Genomic DNA, 20,446 nt, shown 5'->3' with positions numbered 1-20,446 from the left:
ACCAGACATCACCATGAGCACCCCCGACGGTGATCACCCGCGCGGACCCGGAACCGGGCTCCACCCGCCCGAACCGAGACCAGCAAACAAGATCGCCGCCGCCCAGCCTGCCGCCATAAACAACTACGTGGATCCGCAACCGGTCCGCGCGGTGGCCCGGCAGGCCGGTGCGGCGCTCCACAGTGCTGCTCTGTACCGCGCCGATCAGGCCGCTGGTTCCGGCGAGCTGCAGGCACGCCACGACCAACTCGCGTTGGTCAACGACAACCTCATCTCCGCGCTGGCCGATCTCGAACGACGTAGCCGCGCTCACGAGCTGTTGATCGACGTGGTGGTGACCGGGGGTGGGGAGGTCGCCATCGCCGCCGTGCTGCACGAGCTGACCGGACTGGCGGTGGAGGTCGAGGACAAGTTCGGCAACCTGCTCGCGTGGGCGGGTGACCAGGCCCCCGCCTCGGGCCGGCAGGGCGCCGCGCACGATCGCGCGGAGCTGCTCAACCGCGTCCGGCGCAACGGTTGCCCGTTGCGCGAGCGGGACCGGGTCCTCGCGGTGGCCCAACCGGGCGACGAGGTCCTCGGCGTTCTCACTCTGATCGACCCGTCGCGGACCGCCGGGCCCTACGAGAAACTCGCGCTGGAGTTCGCGGCTGTCGTGCTGGCCATGGAAATGGCCCACAAACGCAGCCTGGCGGAGATCGAGCTGCGGCTGCGCGGCAACCTCGTCGACGACCTGCTCACCGGCACCGATGACCAGAGCGCGCTCGCACGATCGGCGGCCCTGGACCACGACCTCCACCCACCCCACCAGATCCTGATGATCGGCTGCACGGGCTCGGACAAGCCGGAGCGGGTCGCCCGGGCCGTCGACCAGGCTCTCGTCAGGATCACCCGGTCCCGGGCGCTGACCGGCCGCCGCGGGGGCTCGATCGTTGTCGTTGCACCCACCAGGAGCGACACGGTCGAGTACGAGTGGCGGGAGTTGCACCGCCTGGTGAGCGACGCCCTGCCGCGCATCGAGGTCGCCATCGGTGTCGGACGGCCCTGCGCACACCCCTCCGACCTACCCCGCTCCCACAGAGAAGCGCACCGCGCACTCCGCGTCCAGCGGGGCCAGACGCACGGCGACGGTGTCACCACCTTCGCCGAGCTCGGCTTCTACCGCATGGTCTGCACCGCAGAATCCGAACTCGAAGTCGCCGAGTTCGTCCGCGAATGGCTCGGCCACTTGATCGACTACGACAGGACCCACCACTACGACCTCGTCACCACCCTCTGGCAGTACTACGAATGCGGTGGCAACTACGACGCCACCGCGCACGAGCTGCTCATCCACCGCAGCACCCTGCGCTACCGGCTGCGCCGCATCCGCGAATTCACCGGATACGACCTCCGAGCCGTCGACACCCGCCTCAACCTGCACATCGCCACCCGCGCCTGGCAGATCCGCAACGGCCCCGCGTAGCCGCGCCCGCGGCTGCGCTCGGCCCCGAACCCGGCGGCCGGATTGCATCGCAGAACGTCCGCGCCACCCAAACGAGGTGATGACCTATCGTCAGCACGTCTGCCGACTGGATGGGCAACCACGTGTACCTGCACCCGATCGAAGGAACCGACCTGACGATCATGCAATGGCGCCGCCCGTACCACGGCACCCTGCGCGGGTTCCGCGTTCTGGATCGCCAGCACCTCGATCGTGCCCGTAGCGCTGTGGTGCACGCCGCCGCGGGGCGCCGTGAGCACCTTCGCCTCGATGGCCTTGCCGGGCGTCCTCTCGACCTCGAGCGATTGCTCTTCGAGGTCGAGGTCGGCACCTGAGCCGGCGCGCCTACCGCCCGAGATATCCCGGCTGTCCGATACCCGGGGGATGGGTCCGATGGGCCCGATGGGTCGCGGACCAGGGGGGTGGCTCGCCGCTGGATCGCGGCGACGCAGCGGCACTCCGTTCCCCGCCCGACCTGGTTCTGGGGCATCACCCACGCCGCGATCAGAAACCCCAGAAGGCCGGCGACGGAGTTGAAGACCGAGGTGAGCGTCAGGGCCGGCGAGTCTCCCAGCTCACGGCGCCCCTGGCTGGTCGAGGGGGCGGAGGAGGAAGGAGGCATCGCCGCGACGCTACGGCAGCCCCACGCGAGCCCCTCGGGATGCGCCTGCGCCTGGAGATCGGGTCTCGCGGCGGTGACGATGGCGGCGGGGGCCTGCCGCGGAGATGACGAGGCCCCCGCCGCAGGGCTGCTGCAGCGGGGGCCTCGGTTGCGCGCCGTGTCGTTGTGCGTGACTACCCCGGCTTTCGGCGCGCAGCTCGGGGGGAGGGTGGTCAGTTCGTCCAGGTGATCGGGTCGGAGAAGCTGAACGAGGGTGCGTACTTCACCGCGTTGACGTCGGTGGTCTGCTGGTCGCCGCAGATCATCCCCGAGGTGGTGCCGCCCGGGGCGAGCTGACCGGAGTTCAGGGCCTTCGCCCCGGCGTTGAACGGGATCGACGCGGACGCCTCGACCCCGGCCGGGGTGGTGAACTTCCAGTCGAACGGGTTGAACGACGCCGGGCTGGACCCGTTGTTCTTGTAGGTGACCGTCGAGCACGCCTGCGTCATGCCGAACTCGGTGACCTTCTCGGGTGCGGACGCCGAGATGACCAGGTCCCCGGAGGTGGCCTCCTGCCCGAACTTCACCGGCTGGTCTCCGCTCGAGGGGGCACCGGCGGCGGCAGGGGCGGCGTTCGCGTCACCCGAGGCGGCGGCCGGGGCCTGCTCGTCGCCGCCACCGCCGGTGGCGATCGCGATGACGACGATCGCGACCAGGATCCCGAGGGTCACCTTGAGCCCGGTGCGCTTCTTCTTCGGCGCGGGCGGCGGGATCTGCGGGGCCTGGTTGTACTGCGGGTACTGGCCCTGCGGGGGCGGGTAGCCCTGCGGCGGGTACTGGCCGCCCTGCTGGGGCGGATACTGGCCGTAGTAGGGCTGCTGCTGGGGGTGGCCCTGGTAGGGGCTCTGCGGCGTAGTCACGTACCGCTTATCGGCCGCGTCACCCCCTCATTAGCGCTCGGACCTGCGGATCATCAAGGTTGTTGAACTACTCTTTACCCAGGCAACCCGCCGGGTTCAGCCCACTCGCCGGGAGAGGGCTGTGGAGACGGGCGCCAAGCTACTTGCGGAACCCGTTGAGTCGGCCCTCGCCGGAACGCCCGAGGAAGGCAAAGAACTGGTCCCGAGTCACCTGACCGTCCTTCGTCTCCGCTGCGGCGCGCAGTACCTGTGCCTGGGCCCAGTCACCGAGTTGGGCCGGCAGGCGCTCGAACTGCTCGGGTCGCAGCGAACTCTCGCCGAGGTCGTCACGTCCCTGCAGCTCGACGGTCAGGGCGTCCCGGAGCTTGTGCAGTTCGGGCGTGGCGAGCCGGCGCAGGTCGAGCATCGCGGTGATGGGCAGTGACATGACGACTCCAAGATTCAGTTGATGAACTGGACAAAGAGTCACGAGACGGTTCAAGAGTCAAACTGAATAGTGAAGTCGGTCAGCCCGGCGGGTGGGCTCGCTCGGTCCTATGCCCAGCAGGTGAGATGAGCTGGTTAGCTCGCCGAGGTGGCGGGAGCCTCGCCGCGGGCGGGGTCGACGATCGGCAGGGGCCGGCCGTGGCCACAACCAGCCGCCGTGGTGCCGGCGCGCTGATCGATCGTCGACACGGCGCGACGACCCTGTCGTATCCGGGTGCCGACTCGGCCGTCTGACGGTAGCGTTCCAGGCAGAATCGGGAACGGCACGCGTCCGGTGGCTGGGTAGGCGCGTCTCTTCGCTGTGGCCAGGAGACGCCGATGTCCTACCGTCGATTCTTCCGTTCAACGCGCCCGAGTTTCCTTGCCCTTGCTCTCATCGGGCGCCTCCCGTACGCAGTCGTGCCTCTGGGCACGATCGTGCTGCTGCAGGCCAGTTCCGGCAGTTTCGCCTTTGCTGGGTTCGCAGCGGGAGCGCAGAGCATCGCGATCGCTCTGGGCGGCCTGTGCGTAGGCGCGGTGGCTCGCTGGGTCCCGCCGCGCCGGATCGGGTTCTGGGCTGCGCTGCTCAACGCAGCCAGCATCCTGCTGCTGGTGCTCGTCAGCCGTGGTGCCGGGCCGGTCATCATCGTTGTTGCGGCGGTCCTGGTCGGGCTGACGCAGCCCCAGGTTGGCCCCCTGGTCCGAGTGCACTGGTCCGGGCAGCTTCGCGGCGGCGACACTCACCTGGTCCGGACTGCGATGTCGTACGAGGGGGCCGCTGACGAGGGCAGCTTCGTGCTCGGCCCGGCGCTGGTTGGTCTCCTCCTGCTGATTCCTACCGTCGCGTGGGGATTCCCGCAGGCAGGCCCGCTGCTGGGCGCCGCTGTCCTGCTCGTGGTCGCCGCCGCGCCGCTCGCTCGCCACTACGCAGACCTGTCGAGCGAGGATGCCACCCCCGAGGCCGGCTCCAGCGGGCCAGCGACAGGTACGTCGTCCGCAGCCGCCGGGCCGGTCCCGAGCTCGGCCGCAGGCCGGGCGGGGGCCAGACTGGACTGGCCGTCCCTGGTGACGCTGACCGTCGCGATGATCAGCGTCGGGGTCATCTTCGGGGTGGCGCAGACCGGCGTCACCGCGTACGCCGCTGCACAGGGCACACCACAGCTGGCTGGGCTGTACTTCGCCGAGCTCGGAATCGGGAGCGCGATCGCGGGCGCGGCATGCGCCTGGCTGCCTCCGGGGTTCAGCCTCGCTCTGCGCCGCTGGCTGTTCCCGCTTGCCCTGGTGCTCGGCATGATGCTGCTGTTCTGGGGGGCGGTGGCCGGTCTACTGCCGGTCGCGATCGCGGTCGCCGGGCTGGCTGTCGGCCCTTACATGGTCACCTTGTACGCGCTGACCGAAGCCCAGACACCGTTGCCGTTCATGGCCACCGCCATGGCCGTGTTGTGCGCCGGGGGACCGATCGGCACTGCCGCGGGTCAGTTCGGTGCTGGGCTGCTCACCGACATGCTCGGCGCCACCCCGGCGTTCGTCATCGCCCCGATCGCCGCTGCCCTGGGACTGGCCGCGTCGCTGGCGAACGTGCGCACCTTCAATGCGGCCCGGCTGCGCGGGGAGGGCGTGTCCTCGACCGAGCTCGCCGACGGCGACACCGGCGCTCAAGTCGGTGCCGACGTCCGCTTCCGGGACGGAGAGGTCGGCTGATGTACAAGTCACCTTTCGTAGCCCGTACCCACGAGTCGAGGAGGTGCCGCGCGAGCTCCTCTCAGCCTGCACCCCGTGTCGTCATTGGAAGTGGTCACCCGATGTCGGCGGACTTGCGGCGGCAGATGGCGGCAAAGGTCCAGGTAGCCGCAGGAACGTAGGCATCGTGTGAGCCGGTTGCTGCCGAACCGGACACCGCGGTAGTTTCTGGGAACCGACCTACCTGATCCGCAGGGGAGTCAGCGCGCTGCCGCGCGTCTCCAGCCAGGAGGTCACCCCCATGAACGCCGACCAGCCCGATCTGTGGCGATCGCAGGGCAGCCCCGCGCCGATTGTGCTGTGGGACATGCTTGACGGTCCGATGCCGCGAGGGCTGCTCGGTGTCGGTGACCCGAACGTCCACCTCGTCGACGACCGGTGGACCCTGTTCGTCGGCGGCTTCACCACCACGTTCCGCAACCGCCTGTTCCGCGCGCACCTGGTCGACGAGGCGACCGGCCCTGTCGGTCCATGGCGGATCGACCCGCAACCCCCGGGGCCGGGCCCGACCGCTGGCCGCCGACCCGCCGAAGGGCAGTTGGGACGCTGCCGGCATGCACACCCCGAGCTACGTCCCGCCGGCTGCGGGCAACGGCGCTCGGATCTATTACTCGGGCCGGGCGAACGCCAAGCACTACGGGCCCGGGAGCAAGTAGGCAATCGGCGTGCTGGAGCACACCGACGGTCAGTGGCGGCGGCGCGGAGCTCCGGTGCTGGAGGGCAGCGCCCCGCGGTGGAGCGTGCTCGAACCGCGCGTCGTTCACTCCGGGAGTCGCTACCGGATGTGGTACCAGGCCAACCCGCACGAGATCGGTCCCGGCGAGCACCCCGACTACGAGCTGCACTGCGTCGAGAGCGAGGACGGCCTGACCGGTTGGACGCCGCCGCGCGTGTTCGCCGGGCCGGACGAGGGCTTCTTCGACATCGCGATCGCGCCGCGCGGCGACGGGTGGGTGATGCTGCTTGCACGAGGGTCCGACCTCCACGACACGGGCGGCTTCCCGCCGCAGGGCCTCTGGTGGAGCACAGCGGCGCGCCCCAGCGCCGACCGCGCGGACTGGTCGCAGCCGCGGCGGTTCCTCGACACCGACGCGCCGGGTACTCCCATCTGGACGGCCCGCGGAACCTACGGCCCGGGGCTCGCGTTCGATCCTGCCAACCCCGCTCGCGCCACGGTGCTGCTGACGGGCGTCCGGGACACCCCGCGGTGGCCCCGCCTGATGCTCGGGCGGGTCGGCCGGCTGCGTCGCCCGCCGGTGCCCGCACCGTTCTACCTGTCGGTGGCGTCCCTGACGCTTGATCTGCCGACCTGCTGATCGATGCGGTTACACGGCCGGAGTCAGCTGAACCCTGGGCAGTCCCCTTCGTGCAATGATCAGGCCAAGATCTGAGTGCCGGAGTTGGTTGGCCCCATCTGCGACACGCCCGGGACGACGTGACGGCGCTGTTGGGCCCCACCCCTGTCGCGTCGGCGCCATGCTGGCGGCGACCACGGGTGGGGGGCCGGATGTGGGGTCGCGGGTGCAGGTCTACGAGGCCATCCGCCGCGATCAACTCTCGATCCGGGAGCTCGCCGACCGGCACCCGGTCCCACCGACGTGCCCACGCCCGCGCCCGACGAGGAGCGGCCTCCTGATCCTTCGGACCATGCCGTGTTCGCGGTCTCGGACGGCTCCGACCACCTGCCCCTCAGGGGCTCACTTGCCTGCTTGCACGATGGCGTCGGCGAACGTGTCGGGCGCCTCGACCGGGACGAAGTGGCCGACCCCATCCACGTGCTGCACGGTGACCTGCGCGAAGAACTCTCCGACACGGTCGGACCAGGCGCCCAGGAACAGGGGGTCGTGCTCGGCCCAGAGGAACGTCGTGGGGACCACGATCTTCCCGTCGGGGACCGTCTCGCCCAGGTAGCGCGCCACGACGTCTCCGGCCGCTCGGTAGTACCCGATCGAAGCAACGAACGCGCCGGCGGGGCCATACACCGACGTCAGGTGTTCGAGCCGGGCGGCGTCCACGACGAAATCAGGGCCGGACCAGTGGTTCCAGAAGTACTCCAGATAGTCCCGCACAGCGTCCGGTTTCCCGTCGAGGAGCTTCTCTGCCAGGTCGAGATGATGGAATGACTGATACCAGAACTCGCGAAACGGACCTTCGCTGAGAATCCGTGACCCGACGCCTGGAGCTGGTGGCGTGATGACCATGGCGCTGAGCAGGTCGGGCCTGTCCTTCGCGAGTTGCTGACCGACCCTGCTGCCGATGTCGTAACCGCCCAGCACGACTCGGGAGAGCCCCAGTTCTTCGATCAGTCCCGTGACACTGCGGGCCTGGGCCACCAGACCGTAGTAGTCGCCGGGGTCGCGGAGGTGCTTGTCCGAGGCGCCGAAACCGCGCAGGTCCGGCATGACGACGTCGAACTCGTCCCCGAGCCTCTCGGCGACGGACGCCATGTCCGTCCGGTCCCCGGGCCAACCATGAAGCAGGACCACCGGCGGCCGACCCACCGATCCTCGACGGTCGAAGCTCAGGGTGAACCCATCGACCGGGGCGCCCGTCGACATGGAGAACACGCTCCTTCCAGCAACGCTTGCCCGCGACCCGAGCCGCGAGCCGACGCACGCTCTCGCGCGTCGAGCGACCCAGCATCGTCGATCGCCTTCCGCGAACTCCAGTGGCTGGACGGACAACAACCGTCAAGATCAGGCCACTCCCTCACCACGGCACGGCGGGCTCGTCACCCGGCACTACGAGCACCTCCGCCGCTGGAGCCAACGACGGCCGTCACCCCGGGGTCAACTTCAGTGGACATTGCCACCCGGTTCAGTGCTGTCCGGCCCGGTGCATCCCCGTGCCGGATCCGCGCCGCCGATGGCGGTTACCCAGACGGGCGGTTGTGTGCCATATGCGTGCCAGAACAGACGCACACTCGCGGCGACTCACGGTTGCCGTCGGTCTGCTGGAGCCGGAGGCACCTGTCGGGGGAGGGGCAGCTCAGAGGCGACGGAGATGCCCTCCGCCTCCACACCGGCTACGCGGGTTCGATTCCCGTCGCCCCGGCCATCGCGCCACCTGTCAGGGACGACGATCCCGCTCAGAGCCTGCTCATCGGCAGAGCCCGCATCGCCCGTGGCACCCGCTGTGGTCTCCGGGTCGACGAGGCCCCGCTCCGTAGGCAGGCCCGGGAATGCGCCACGGCATGACCGGAGCGGAGAACCTCGGGAGGACGGTGCCCATCACGAATCTGCCGACCGGCTCGTTCGTCGCCGTCATCGCTGCGCGGAGCTTCCCGGGGTGCGGCCCCGCGCGGGCACCCCGACTACGTTCGTCGCCCGGGCATCGTGTGCCGCCGGTCGGTACGTATGTGCCGGAGGAATAGGATGAGCGCTGCCGCTTCGGCACTGACGAGGCTGACGAGGAGCTCACCGTCGTAGGGCCCCGGCGGACCGATCCACAGCCGGAGCACGGCTGCGACGAGCGCGATCAGCAGGATCGCGGCGAGGAGAACGAGCAGTCCACCGTTGCGTGACCACCACGAGGGCCGGCGCATCAGCACGGGTCATCTCCGTTCCGGGCCGGGCCGGCCAAGGCGGTCGACGCGGTGTCGGGGCGGAACCGGTGCCCGGTCTGAACCGCGGAGCGCGCCAGCAGAACGCCGCCGACGGCGGAGGTCACCAGCTGCAGGCCGACGGCGAGCAGGACCATGAGGCCGTCGGCCACACCGGGGGAGACCAGGAACGAGCCGACGAGCACGAGGGTGATGCCGCCGCCGGTGGCGGTGGCGACGGCGGATGCCCGCATGTAGACGTCGCCGAAGCGCAGCAGCCCGACCGCGGCGAGCAGCAGGACCAGTGCGCCCGCCACGGTGAGGACCTGTCCGAACACGGTCATCGGGCACCTCCGGTGAGGGCACGGGCGAAGGAGACAGTGGCGAGGAACGCGACCATGGTGGCGACCAGGACGATGTCGAACGTCGACGTGCTGGCGGTCCGGACACCACCGAGGGCGATCATCGCGACGACGGCGACGGTGAGCAGTTCAGCGCCGACGACCCGGGATCCGCGGTCGGGCCCGCGCACGATGCGCATCACGGCGAGCAGGGCGACCAGACCGCACAGGACCAAGGCGATGTCGATGCCGATCACAAGTGCACCTCGCTGCGGCCCAGGGCGTGCAGGAGCCGTGACTGCAGGTCGTGCAGTTCGGCGAGTGCCATGTTGTCGTCGGCGTGATGCATGGAATGCACGAGCAGGGCGTCCTGACCGTCGACGACGCCGAGGGTCAGGGTGCCCGGTGTCATGGTGATCAGAGCTCCGAGAGTCGCGGCCGTGGTCCGGCCGCCGGTCAACGGCAGTCGCACCAGGCGCGGGGTGGCCGAGGAGCCTGGAGTGAGGACGTCGCCGAGGACGTCGCGCGCGGAGCGGGCGATCTGCCCGGCGAACCAGGTCAGGAACGCCACGACGCGCAGTGGGCGGGTGAGGACGTCGGTCATGAGGTGAGCACCGCCTCCACATAGGGGTTGGTGTCGAGCAGGCCGGCGGCCGCCGTGGCCGAGAGCCCGTAGAGCAGTTCGGCGCCGAGCCCCAGACCGAGGGTGACCGTGGCCAGTACGAGGGCGGGAAGGGTGAGCCGGATACCGACGCGGGGGACGGGCGGCGCCAGGACTCCGGTGCCGCCACCGCTCCCGTCCTGATCGTCCTCGTCGGATCGCCGGACCAGCGCAGTCCAGATCTTGATCATCGACAGGAGGGTGAGAAGGCTGGCCACGATCGCGACAGCGGCCGCGGCGACCTGATCCGCGTCGAGCGCGGCCAGGATGAGGGTCAGCTTGGCGACGAACCCGGAGAACGGTGGGACCCCGGCCAGGGACAGCGCGGCCAGGCCGAAGACGGCGACGAGCAGCGGGTCGCGGCGCGCGACGCCGCCAATCCGGTCCAGCGCACCGGTGCCGTGCCGCTCCTCGACCGCGCCGGCGGACAGGAACAGCGCCGCTTTCACGATCATGTGGTGCAGCAGGTAGAAGATGCCCGCGGCCAGTCCGAGCGGGGTGAACAGGGCGATGCCGAGCAGGATGTAGCCGATCTGACTGACCATGTGGAACGCCAGGATGGAGCGCATCGTGGTCTCCCCGACCGCGCCGAGCACCCCCACGAGCATCGTCGCGCTGAACACGACGACCCCCAACCACAGCCACCGGGTGTCGCCGTCGAACACGACCGCGTAGATCCGGTAGATCGCGTACACCGCGACCTTGGTGTGCAGCCCGGAGAACAGGGCGGTGACCGCGGGTGTGGTGGCGGGGTACGCACGGGCGAGCCAGCCGTGCACGGGCACGACCGCCGCCTTCATGGCCAGTGCGGCCAGACAGAGGCCTGCGGCGACAGCGACGGTGGTCGACTCCCGTGCCGCGCCGGCGAGCTCGCCGAGGTTGACCGTTCCGGCCGTGCCGTAGACGAGCGCGACGCCGGCGAGGAACAGGGTGGACACGAACAGGTTGAACGCCACGTAGAGCCGCGTGCCGGTGACCTGCCCCAGGGTGCCGCGCCCGGTACGGGCGAGGACGAGGAGCCCGTAGCTGGGCAGCAGCATGACCTCGATGAAGACGAACAGGTTGAACAGGTCCGCAGTGAGCAGTGCGCCGTTGACCCCACCGACCAGCGCGAGGACCAGGGGGATGAACAACCTGGCGCCGCCGACGGCGGTCATGAGTGCGAACACGGTGCACACCAGAGCGAGCAGCGCCGTGACCGTCAGCATCAGCGCCGCCAGGGTGTCGGCGACGAACGGGATCGAGATCCCGCCGGGCCAGCCGCCGACCTGCTCGGACAGCACGGTCCCGTCGGAGGTGGCGACGACCAGCGCGACGCCGGCGGCCACGTTGGCCGTGAGCGTGACGAGCAGGACGGTGTACGTCCAGCGGGCCCCGGTCCGGGCCGGAGCGGTGGCGCCGGCGGCCAGCAGCGGCAGGCCGGCGAGCAGCGGCAGCAGGGACGCGGTCATCGCATGACCTCCGTCTCTGCGGGAGCGGCACCGTTGCGGGATACGCCGGTGTCACCGCAGTCGTCGCTGTCCTCGGCGCGGTCCCGTGTGCCGCCGTCGCCGGCCGGGTGAGCGGGGTCACCGGCGTCGAGGGTGGTGTCGTCGCCCGGCCGGCCGGTCACGGCGAGGACGAGCATGACGACGGTGACGGCGAAGGCGATCACGATCGCGGTGAGCGCGAACGCCTGCGGGAGCGGATCCGCGGCGGACGCGGCGTCGGTGCCCTCCAGCGGCTCGCCGCGACGCCGGACACCGCCGGCGGAGAACAGGACGAGGTTGACGGCGTGGCCGAGCATGAGGAACCCCAGTACGGAGCGGAGGTAGCTGCGGTCGAGAAGCAGGTAGGCGGCGCCGGACACGAGGGCGCCGATCGTCAGGGCGAGCATCATCGGAGGGCCTCCTCCGGCATCGGGTCGTGCTGGTCATCGGGTTCGGTGTGCTGTCCGGGTGTGGACCGGCCGGGATGTGGGTGCACGCCCTGTGGGCCGGCCCCCGGGGTGCCGAGCAGGTTGAGGGCTGCGACGACGACGCCGAGCACGGCGAGGTAGACCCCGACGTCGAAGACCAGGGCCGTCGTGAGGTGCACGCCGAGCACGTCGGCGTGCAGGGGCCGTAGGAAGGACCCGTCGGCCAGGCCGAGCAGACCGACGACGGCGGCCACCACCGCACCGGCCCCGGCGACGAGCAGGAACGGCAGCCGCACCCGGCCGGAGGAGTCCGAGGGGGCGGCGAGGTAGGCCAGTACCAGGGCGGCGGCACCGAGCAGGGCGCCGATGAAACCCCCGCCGGGGGCGTTGTGCCCGCGCAGAAGGACAAGGACGGAGACCAGGAGCAGCAACGGCACCAGCACTTTCGCCGCGGTCGCGAGGAACACCGCGTTCGCCGCCGGGTCGCGCACCGGCCCGGCGGTGGAGACACCCTCCGCCTCGCGGACCGGCTGCGGACGGCGTGCGTCGAGCAGGACCGCGACGACGAGTGCGGCCAGCACCAGCACGACGAGTTCGCCGAAGGTGTCCAGGGCGCGGAAGTCGACCAGGATCGTATTGACCACGTTGGTGCCACCGGTCCGGTCCTCGGCCTCGGCCAGGAACCACTCCGCGGCCGGCGACGGGGCTCGCCACCCGGTCAGGGCGAGGGTGGCGAGCGTCGCGGCGCCCCCCGCCCCTGCCGCCAGCACGATCCGCAGGGCCCGCCGTGCCCGCCCGCGGTGTGCGCTGCGGGCGGCGAAGGGCGCGGGCAGGCGACGCAGGACCAGCACGATCACGGCCACGGTCAGTACCTCGACCAGCAGCTGGGTCAGCGCGACGTCGGCGGCGCCGAGCTCGTAGAACCACAGGGCGACCGCGAAGCCGATCACCCCGGACGCGACGACGGCGGCGAAGCGGGTGCGAGCCGCGAGGACTGCGACGATCCCACCCGCGGTGAGCAGAAGCAGGAACACGTCCCACGGACGCGACGTGTCCGGCGCTGCTGCGAGTCCGCCGGTCTGCGCCGCGACAGCCCCGCCACCGCCGGCCGCAACCAGCAGGAGGGGGATGAGCAGGTGCCGGGCAGGGGCGTCACCACGGTAGGGGCGGCCGGTGGCCCGGCCCAGGCCGACGACACCGCTGCGCAGCCGCTCCACGACCGCGACGCCGGTGACCGGGAACAGTGCCCGGTCCAGTGCCCGGTCCACCCACCGGTGAGCGACGGCCACCACGGTCCCCAGGGCGATGGCGATCGCCGAGACCACCAGCGCCGGGGTGACGCCGTGCCACACGGAGACGGCCGGGACCGCCGCCGGGGCCACCCCGAGAGCCGCGGCCGCCGAGGACCGCAGCGCGCCGTCGAGCAGCCAGACCGCCGGCCCGAGCAGGGCACCGGCGAGCGCGGTGACGGTGACCGTCCCGGCCATCGTCCGTCCACCGCCGGGAGGACCGAGCGCGGTCGGCGACCCGAACAACACGGGGAACACCATCCGTGCGCTGTAGGCGACGGTCAGCACCGCGGCGGCGCCGAGCCCGACGGCGGCGAGCAGTGCCGGGCCCCCGTCTGCGGACAGGGCGGCGTCGAGGACGTACTCCTTGGAGACGAAGCCCAGCGTCACCGGTACGCCGGCCATGCTCAGGGCGATCAGGGCGATCATCGTGGCGGTCCAGGGCATCGACCGGAACAGGCCGCGCAACTCACGCAGGTCGCGGGTCCCGGCGCGGCGCTCCACCAGCCCCACGGTCATGAAGCCGGCGGACTTGAACAGGGCGTGCGCGACGACGTGGGCGCTCGCGGCCAGCAGCGCGGTCGTGGTCCCGACGCCGATGACGGCCACGAGCAGACCGAGCTGGCTGATCGTGGAGTAGGCGAGCATCTCCTTGAGATCGCTGCGCTGCAACGCGAACACGCCGCCCAGCAGCGCCGTCACCACACCGACCGTGACCAGCAGCCATGGCCACAGCGGCGACGCCGACGCCGCGCCGGCGAAGCGCATCAGGAGGTAGATGCCGGCCTTGACCATCGCCGCCGCGTGCAGGTAGGCGCTGACCGGGGCCGGGGCGACCATGGCGTCGGGCAGCCACGAGTGGAACGGGAACTGCGCCGCCTTGGTCATCGCGGCCACGGCGACCAGGACGGCGACGACACCGGCGAACACCGGATCCTGCGTCCAGGCCGGGTCGGCGAGCGCGGCCGACAGCTGTGTGGTCCCGGTCCGCACCACGATCGCGCACACCGCACCCAGCAGCGCCAGGCCGCCGGCGACGGTCACCAGCAACGTCCGTGCCGCCGGTGCTCGCCCCGCAGATCCCACCCGCAGGATCAGCAGATAGGAGCAGAGGGTGGTGACCTCCCACGCCACGAACAGCACGACCAGGTCGTCGGCGAGGACCAGGGTCAGCATCGCCGCGGCGAACGCGGTCATCAGCGCGAAGAAGCCGCCCGCCCGCTCCTCGGTGACATAGGAGGTCGAGTACGCCAGCACCACCGCGCCGACTCCGAGGACGAGCAGGGCGAACAGCCAGCCGAGCCCGTCCACACGCAGCCGCAGTGCGATCTCCAGCGAGGGGATCCACGGCACCGCCTCGGTGCGCGTGCCGGGTCCGCCGGCGGCGACGACGGCGGTCAGAGCCGTCAGCACCACGACGGCGAGCCATCCGCCGCGCGCCCCGACCCGGTTCGCGAGTACTGCGACCGCGGGAACGAGCAGCCACAGGGCCGCCAGAACACAGAACAACGACATCGGGGAAAGAGCTCCTCGCGCGAATTTCGGGCACAAGTATCAGGCGAAACCCGGAATGGGAATCGCCGACGTGTCGAAACATTGCAACCCGCGCACCGCGATGCTGCGCATGCGGTCAGGTCGCGGCGACATGCCGCCTGTCGGTGCGGAGTCGCGAGCTCAGGCGTCGGGAGCGACGCCGGCGAGGATGGCTCCCCACGACGAGGGATGACCATTGGTGCCCGGATGCGGCACGAGCCACTGCAGGGCTCGGTAGGCGCATCGAGTAATCACGCCCAAAGACTACGCGATTCTTGCGGCTGTCGTCGCGCTGGGCGGATGCGATCCACGCCACCGTTGTCGCCGCATGACGAAACAATTGCGACGACGATCCGTGCGCAGCGTCTTTGCGCGATCTTTACGGACCCCTCGTTCGCTCACGCGACTCGACGTGCCTACGGTGGCCTCGGTGTGCCGGGAAGCCTGGTCGGCGAGCAGAACACGCACGCTCGACGAAGGGCAGCCCCGCGATGGACATCTACCGCTCCGAACCCGGCCGTACCCTGCTGCGCGACTGGAGCAGCCTGCAGATCAGCCGCCTTCTGCCCGACGCGCGCTGCCGGTGGATCGACACCCCCTTGGGGTCGACCCACCTCACGACCGTCGGCTCCGGGCCGGCCGTGGTGCTCCTGCCCGGTACGACCCTCGGCGCCGCTGCATCGGCGTACGTCGTACGGGCTCTGGCCGCCGGCCACCGGGTCACGGCAGTGGACGTCCCCGGACAGCCCGGACTCAGCCACGGCGAGAGGCCCGCCGACGATCTCGTCGGCCGGTATCGCGCCTGGATCGACGAGGTGCTGACCGCGGTCGGGACCGAGCCGGCGACGATCGTCGGCGAGTCCCTCGGCGCCGCTGTCGCGCTCTGCGCCGGGCCCGGCCCGGCGGTCGCCGGGCTCGTCCTCGTCGCCCCGGCCGGTCTGGTCCCCGCCCGGGTCACCGCGAGTCTGCGCCCGGCCCTGCCCTGGCTGTGGCATCCCACCGAGGCCCGCACCGAGCGGGTGCTGTCCTTCCTCTCCGGCGGTGCACCGCTGCCCGACCGGCGCCACCTCGTCGAGTGGATGACGCTGGTCCCCGAGCACACCCGCAGCTCGCTCGCGCCGGCACCCCTGCCCAACGCGGTCCTCACCGCCTGGCGCGACACCCCGTGCGTCGTCCTGGCCGGCCGTCGCGACCCGATCTTCCCGGCGGAGGAGCTGACCCGCCCCGCCCGGATGCTGCTCGGGGCCCGCGTCGAGTTCGTCGCCGACGCGGGGCACCTGCTCGCCCACTCCCACCCCGACGCCGTCCGTCGCGGGATCACCGCGCCGGCCGGCCCCGGGGCGGGGTGAGACGGCTCAGAACTGCAGGCCCAGCGCCCATCCGCCGAGCAGGAACGCGAACCCGGTGATCAGCACGACCCCGACCACGTTGAGCAGCAGACCCCCGCGGGCCATCTGACCGATGGTGACCACACCGGACCCGAAGACGATGGCGTTGGGCGGGGTGCCGACCGGCAGCATGAACGCGCACGTCGCGGCCAGCGCCGCCGGGATGAGCAGCGTCATCGAGTCGGCGCCGATGCCGATCGCGACCCCGCCGAGCACCGGGATGAACGTCGCCGCCGTCGCGGTGTTGCTGGTGACCTCGGTCAGGAACAGCACGATCGTCACCACCGCGGCCACCAGCAGCAGGACCGGAAGTACACCGAGGCCGGCGACGCTGGTGCCGATGAACTCGTCGAGCCCACTGGAGGCGACCGCCCCGGCCAGGGCGAGCCCGCCCCCGAACAGCAGCAGCACGCCCCAGGGCAGTCCCGCCTGGGCGTCGGGCCAGGCCAGCAACATCCGGTACCCGCCGCGGCGGCCGGTCGCGGCCTCGTCGGGCGGGGTGGTCGCCGACGGCAGGAAGAACAGCGCGACACCCGCGGCGATCGCGATCGCGGTGTCGTTCAGCCCGCCCAGCCACGGCAGCGCGGCGTCCACGGCGTCGAACTCGGTGAGCAGGCCCGGCACGATCCACAGGAACGCCGCGGAGGCGAACACCGCGAGTACGCGCTTCTCGGCCGTACTGGCCGGGCCCATCTCCCGGAGCTGGTCGTCGATCATCTCGCGGCCGCCGGGGATCTCGGTCAGTGTGGTCCGGAACAGCACCCGGGTGATCAGCAGCCACGCGACGGTCACGAACACCACGACGATCGGGACCCCGAGCTGCATCCAGCCGACGAAGCTGATGTCGCGGTCGAGCTCGTCCTGTACGTAGCCGGCGACGATGGCGTTCGGCGGGCTGCCCAGCAGCGTTCCGAGTCCGCCGATCGACGAGGCCCACGCCACGGAGAGGATCAGCCCGATGCCGAACGAGCGCACAGCCGGGTCGCGGATGGTCTCACTGAGCGGGGCGCCGCGACGGACCTCGTCGCCGCCGCCCCCGGCACGCTCGGCGACCAGCGCCAGGACCGACAGCGCGATCGGCAGCATCATCAGTGTGGTCGCGGTGTTGGACACCCACATCGACAGGAACGCCGTCGCCACCATCATGCCGAGCACGATCCGGGTCGGTGTCGTGCCCACCGCCCGCAGCGTCAGCAGCGCGATCCGCCGGTGCAGGTGCCACTTCTGCATGGCGATCGCGATGAGGAACCCGCCCAGGAACAGGAAGACGATCGGGTCGCCGTAGCGGGCGGTCGTGTCGGCCACCGACACCACCCCGAACGCGGGGAACAGCACCACCGGCAGCAGCGCGGTCGCCGACAGCGGGATGGCCTCGGTGACCCACCACGTCGCCATCAGGACACCGATCGCCGCGACCATCCGCGCCTCGGGGGGCAGTTCCTGCGCCGCCCCGAGCAGCAGCCATGTCAGCAGGGCGAGCGCCACGCCGAGCAGACGCAGCGACCACGTCGCCCGCGGGGTTCTGCCGTCGGCCGCGGTCGCCGCTCCCGGAGCCGGAGGGGCCGCCGTGGCCGTGCCGGGCTCGGGACCGCTGTCGTCGTTCGTCGTCATCGTCGGAACCCCCGTCGTACGGCCGCTGTGCTGCGTCGCGGACCGTACCCGAATTATCCCCATTCGGGTTGTTTGTGCTCAGCGCTCGTTCGAACGCACAGTCGAACGACCGGAGGAACGGAACGGGCTCGACGGCGTGGTACGTCGGGGCGGCCACGACGCGGGTCACCCGGGCGGCGTCCGGCGGGAATCCCGGCGATCGACGATGCCGTCGTGACACCTGCGCCCTCCGACCGTGGAACGACGCCGCACGACGCCCCGGGCGGACCGCCTACGCGACGAGCAGTACCCAGGTCCGTCCCGGACGCAGGGGCACCTCGCGACCGTCGGGTGCGGTCAGACGGGTGGGGTCGCCCACGGTGGGACGGGACCACCGGGCGGGGAACGAACGGCCGTCACGCAGGACCTCGGCGTCGCCCGCGCCCACGGTGAGCGCGATCGGGGAGGCCGAGCCGGCGCTGTCCCGGACCGAGGACTCGACGACCCCGACCCGTTGCACGACCACCGTGTCCGCCCGCACCGGTCGCCGGTCCGGACCGGCGACGGCGATCTCCTCGCCGGTTGCGATCGTCCAGGCGTCGTCGGGTGCGCTCCAGGTGACGGTGACGGCGGTGGAACCCACCCGGACGGTGCGCTCCGGGGCGGGGGCACCCCCGTCCGGCGCGGGCCCGAAGCGCAGGCCGATGTCCTGGACCGGCCCCGCCTCCGGCACCCGGCCGCGGAGGTCCGCCAGGTCCACGTAGACGTTCACCGGCGCCGGCCGCCGGTCGTCACGCCGGAACGCCGCCGGGAACTCGCGGGGCACGGCCGGGACGAGCGGCGCGGCGACGAGCTCGTCCATGACCGGCGGTGCGGCGCCGGAGAAGACGAGGGCCGGGCGGCCGTAGGCGCCGAGCACGCCCACGTCGGTCTCCCGGGCACTGCGCACCGGCCCCACCGAGCCCGGTAGCTGCGAGGCGAACACGGCGAGCAGCCGGGTGAGGCCGCCCTCGACCGGCTCGACGTAGACGACGTCGGCGAACTCGACGCCGTCCCACGGGCGCGCCTCCGCGGTGTTGTCGATCTTCACGGCGAAGACTCTCGCTCCGGGCTCGGAGGGCAGCCCGGTCAGCGGGGACAGGAGCGGCGCCGGCGGCGCCGGAGCGGTCGCCGGTGGCGGTACCGGCACGGACGGAGCGCATCCGACGGCGCCCACCAGCACCAGTCCGACGAGGGCTCTCACCGCCGGGTTCCCACGCACCGGCGCACCGTACTCCGCCACATCGCGCCACGGCCGGTCGCACGCCAGGGCGCGAACCACACGGACCCGCTGGACCGCGACCACGGCGGACCCGGCCATGGCATACGACCTGGTGGCGTCACCGGAGGGCCGGGCGGCGGCCGCCGACCTGGAGAGCTCCGCCGACGGCGGAGCCACTCTGTTCGTCGCGCACGACTGACCCGCGGTCAGTAGAACCCGTCGCGGGTGGCGCCGAACCGGGCGCCCGAGGGCCGTCCGAGGCTCCGGCTCAGGCGTTCGGCCGTGGCCAGTACGTGCGGCAGGACGGTCTCGACCAGCCTCTCCGGTGAGCACCGGCCGACGCTGGTCGCGGACGCCAGCGCCGCGACGACCGTCCCCGTGTGGTCCCGCACCGGGACCGCCACGGCCATGAGGTCCGGATCGAGCTCGCCGACGGCCAACGCCCAGCCCCGGGTCTGCACCTCCCGGAGGATCCCGCGCAACGCCTTCGGATCGGTGACGGTCCGCGGGGTGCAGGCCGGGGGACCCGCGGCGAGCACCCGGGCGATGGTCGGTTCCTCGGCCCAGGCCAGCAGGACCCGCCCCATCGCGGTCGCCGTGGCCGGGACCCGGGTGCCGGGGGAGACGTCGACCTGCAGGATCCGGCGTACCGGCACCCGGGCGACGTAGACGGCGTCCGTGCCGTCCAGCACGGTCAGCGAGGCGGACTCGTCGGTCTGTTCTGCCAGCTGCGTCAGGTGGGGGCGGGCGGCGTCGACGATCGAGTGCGTCGCGGTGTACCGCTGTCCGACCGACAGCACGCGCGGCGTCAGCCGCCAGTGGCCGTGCGCCTGCTCGACGTAGCCGAGGTGCTCCAGGGTCAGCAGGATCCGCCGGACGGCGGGCCGGGACAGGCCGGTCGCCGCCGCCACGTCCGAGCTGGTCGGGCGGGGCCGGTCGGCGTCGAAGGCGAGCAGCACGGCGAAACCCCGCTCGATGCTCTGGATGCGGTCCCGGTCGCCGGCACCGTCGGCCACGTGGGTCATTGGGACGGGATTCCTCTCAATTGATCGTGACCCGGTCCGTGCGGGGGCCGCAGGGGCGTTGACCAGCGCGAACCCACTCGACACAGTGGTCGTGAACGCAAAGCGGGCAGTGTGTACGCAGAGCGTACAGGGAGGAGCGATCGATGGCGATCGACCCGCGAGAGCTGCGCCGGTGCCTCGGGCACTTCGCCACCGGCGTCACCGTCATCACCTGCCAGGGGGCCGACGGCACGCCGCACGGCGCGACGGTGAACGCCTTCACCGCGGTGTCGCTCGACCCGCCGCTGGTGCTGGTGTCGCTGGACCGGCGGTCGCGCCTGTGCGCCCTGGTCGAGCAGGAGCGGCGGCCGTTCACCGTGAACGTCCTCGCGTCGGGGCAGAAGGAGCTGGCGCTGCACTTCGCGGGCCGGCCGAACCAGGACGTCGCGTGGCTGCCCGACAGCGCGTGCGGTGCGCCGCGGCTCGACGGCGCCCTGGCGCACATCTCCTGCACCCCCTGGCAGGCCTACGACGGCGGTGACCACGTGCTCTACCTGGGCGAGGTCCAGGAGTTCCTGATCCACGACGGAGCCCCGCTCCTGTTCCACACCGGCCGGTTCCACCACCTCGGGGACGACCACGAGCCGGTCCTGTGGGGCGACTCGGCCGACGGCCCCGCGGGGCAGAGCTGGATCACCCCGGCCGCGGCCCGCTGACCGCCCCCGTCCATGACGC

Annotated in this window: 19 protein-coding genes and 1 tRNA gene; 7 read left to right on the top strand and 13 right to left on the bottom strand. The window is 71.7% G+C overall.

Annotated elements, in window-relative coordinates; all coding sequences use genetic code 11:
* Positions 1-13: 13 nt before the first annotated feature.
* Positions 14-1,462, top strand: a complete 1,449-nt coding sequence (locus ATL51_RS10085) for a PucR family transcriptional regulator (protein ID WP_100878468.1) — start codon at positions 14-16, stop codon at positions 1,460-1,462.
* A 110-nt stretch (positions 1,463-1,572) separates the two neighbouring features.
* The gene (locus tag ATL51_RS10080) at positions 1,573-1,815 is read left to right on the top strand and encodes a hypothetical protein (protein WP_100878467.1); all 243 of its coding nucleotides are present in this window, start codon (positions 1,573-1,575) and stop codon (positions 1,813-1,815) included.
* Positions 1,816-2,314: 499 nt separating this feature from the next.
* On the opposite strand, the gene ATL51_RS10070 is transcribed toward ATL51_RS10080, so the two are convergent.
* On the bottom strand, positions 2,315-3,001 hold the full coding sequence (locus tag ATL51_RS10070) for a DUF4352 domain-containing protein (protein ID WP_100878465.1): 687 nt from the start codon (positions 2,999-3,001) through the stop codon (positions 2,315-2,317).
* Positions 3,002-3,140: 139 nt separating this feature from the next.
* Entirely contained in the window at positions 3,141-3,428 is a 288-nt protein-coding gene (locus ATL51_RS10065; protein ID WP_100878464.1) for a hypothetical protein, read from the bottom strand.
* Between the two features lie 458 nt (positions 3,429-3,886).
* Between ATL51_RS10065 and ATL51_RS10060 the strand changes: the two genes are divergently transcribed.
* Positions 3,887-5,167, top strand: coding sequence for an MFS transporter (locus ATL51_RS10060; RefSeq protein WP_157818298.1), 1,281 nt, complete (start codon positions 3,887-3,889; stop codon positions 5,165-5,167).
* 704 nt (positions 5,168-5,871) lie between these two features.
* Positions 5,872-6,522, top strand: a complete 651-nt coding sequence (locus tag ATL51_RS28975) for a hypothetical protein (RefSeq protein ID WP_208622964.1) — start codon at positions 5,872-5,874, stop codon at positions 6,520-6,522.
* Between the two features lie 381 nt (positions 6,523-6,903).
* Here the strand turns inward: ATL51_RS28975 and ATL51_RS10050 are convergent, their stop codons facing one another.
* Positions 6,904-7,764, bottom strand: a complete 861-nt coding sequence (locus ATL51_RS10050; protein WP_100880616.1) for an alpha/beta fold hydrolase — start codon at positions 7,762-7,764, stop codon at positions 6,904-6,906.
* A gap of 422 nt (positions 7,765-8,186) precedes the next feature.
* Between ATL51_RS10050 and ATL51_RS28115 the strand changes: the two genes are divergently transcribed.
* Positions 8,187-8,259 (top strand) — tRNA-Trp (locus ATL51_RS28115).
* Positions 8,260-8,519: 260 nt separating this feature from the next.
* On the opposite strand, the gene ATL51_RS10045 is transcribed toward ATL51_RS28115, so the two are convergent.
* From ATL51_RS10045 to mbhE, 7 genes are read right to left on the bottom strand one after another with little or no spacing between them, the layout of a single operon-like run.
* Complete coding sequence (locus ATL51_RS10045; RefSeq protein WP_100878462.1) at positions 8,520-8,756, bottom strand: hypothetical protein; 237 nt, start codon at positions 8,754-8,756, stop codon at positions 8,520-8,522.
* Positions 8,750-9,091, bottom strand: a complete 342-nt coding sequence (locus ATL51_RS10040; protein ID WP_100878461.1) for a cation:proton antiporter — start codon at positions 9,089-9,091, stop codon at positions 8,750-8,752. Before ATL51_RS10040 ends, ATL51_RS10045 begins: the two co-directional genes overlap by 7 nt.
* Positions 9,088-9,345: a monovalent cation/H+ antiporter complex subunit F gene (locus ATL51_RS10035; protein WP_100878460.1), complete on the bottom strand. Its 258-nt coding sequence runs from the start codon at positions 9,343-9,345 to the stop codon at positions 9,088-9,090. Before ATL51_RS10035 ends, ATL51_RS10040 begins: the two co-directional genes overlap by 4 nt.
* Positions 9,342-9,692, bottom strand: coding sequence for a Na+/H+ antiporter subunit E (locus tag ATL51_RS10030; RefSeq protein ID WP_100878459.1), 351 nt, complete (start codon positions 9,690-9,692; stop codon positions 9,342-9,344). Before ATL51_RS10030 ends, ATL51_RS10035 begins: the two co-directional genes overlap by 4 nt.
* Entirely contained in the window at positions 9,689-11,200 is a 1,512-nt protein-coding gene (locus ATL51_RS10025) for a monovalent cation/H+ antiporter subunit D family protein (RefSeq protein ID WP_100878458.1), read from the bottom strand. Before ATL51_RS10025 ends, ATL51_RS10030 begins: the two co-directional genes overlap by 4 nt.
* Positions 11,197-11,628, bottom strand: coding sequence for a sodium:proton antiporter (locus tag ATL51_RS28970; protein WP_100878457.1), 432 nt, complete (start codon positions 11,626-11,628; stop codon positions 11,197-11,199). Before ATL51_RS28970 ends, ATL51_RS10025 begins: the two co-directional genes overlap by 4 nt.
* Positions 11,625-14,450, bottom strand: coding sequence for a hydrogen gas-evolving membrane-bound hydrogenase subunit E (gene mbhE, locus ATL51_RS10015; RefSeq protein ID WP_100878456.1), 2,826 nt, complete (start codon positions 14,448-14,450; stop codon positions 11,625-11,627). The genes ATL51_RS28970 and mbhE overlap by 4 nt, the downstream gene beginning before the upstream one ends.
* Before the next feature lie 509 nt (positions 14,451-14,959).
* Here mbhE and ATL51_RS10010 point away from each other — a divergent pair.
* Positions 14,960-15,817 carry an alpha/beta fold hydrolase gene (locus tag ATL51_RS10010; RefSeq protein ID WP_100878455.1) on the top strand — a complete coding sequence of 286 codons (858 nt, stop codon included), beginning with the start codon at positions 14,960-14,962 and terminating at the stop codon, positions 15,815-15,817.
* A gap of 6 nt (positions 15,818-15,823) precedes the next feature.
* Here ATL51_RS10010 and ATL51_RS10005 read toward each other — a convergent pair whose 3' ends face one another.
* From ATL51_RS10005 to ATL51_RS09995, 3 genes are all read right to left on the bottom strand, one after another.
* Entirely contained in the window at positions 15,824-17,467 is a 1,644-nt protein-coding gene (locus ATL51_RS10005; protein WP_100878454.1) for an SLC13 family permease, read from the bottom strand.
* Positions 17,468-17,738: 271 nt separating this feature from the next.
* Positions 17,739-18,806 carry a DUF3048 domain-containing protein gene (locus ATL51_RS10000; protein ID WP_100878453.1) on the bottom strand — a complete coding sequence of 356 codons (1,068 nt, stop codon included), beginning with the start codon at positions 18,804-18,806 and terminating at the stop codon, positions 17,739-17,741.
* A gap of 107 nt (positions 18,807-18,913) precedes the next feature.
* Positions 18,914-19,732, bottom strand: coding sequence for an IclR family transcriptional regulator domain-containing protein (locus tag ATL51_RS09995; RefSeq protein ID WP_100878452.1), 819 nt, complete (start codon positions 19,730-19,732; stop codon positions 18,914-18,916).
* A 143-nt stretch (positions 19,733-19,875) separates the two neighbouring features.
* Between ATL51_RS09995 and ATL51_RS09990 the strand changes: the two genes are divergently transcribed.
* A complete protein-coding gene (locus ATL51_RS09990) occupies positions 19,876-20,427 on the top strand; it encodes a flavin reductase family protein (protein WP_073577353.1) in 552 nt (183 codons plus the stop codon).
* The last annotated feature ends 19 nt before the right edge of the window (positions 20,428-20,446 follow it).

The sequence above is a fragment of the Pseudonocardia alni genome, assembly GCF_002813375.1.
Classification (GTDB): domain Bacteria; phylum Actinomycetota; class Actinomycetes; order Mycobacteriales; family Pseudonocardiaceae; genus Pseudonocardia; species Pseudonocardia alni.
Note: the sequence above shows the minus strand (reverse complement) of the source record. Positions and strands in the feature narration are given on the sequence as shown.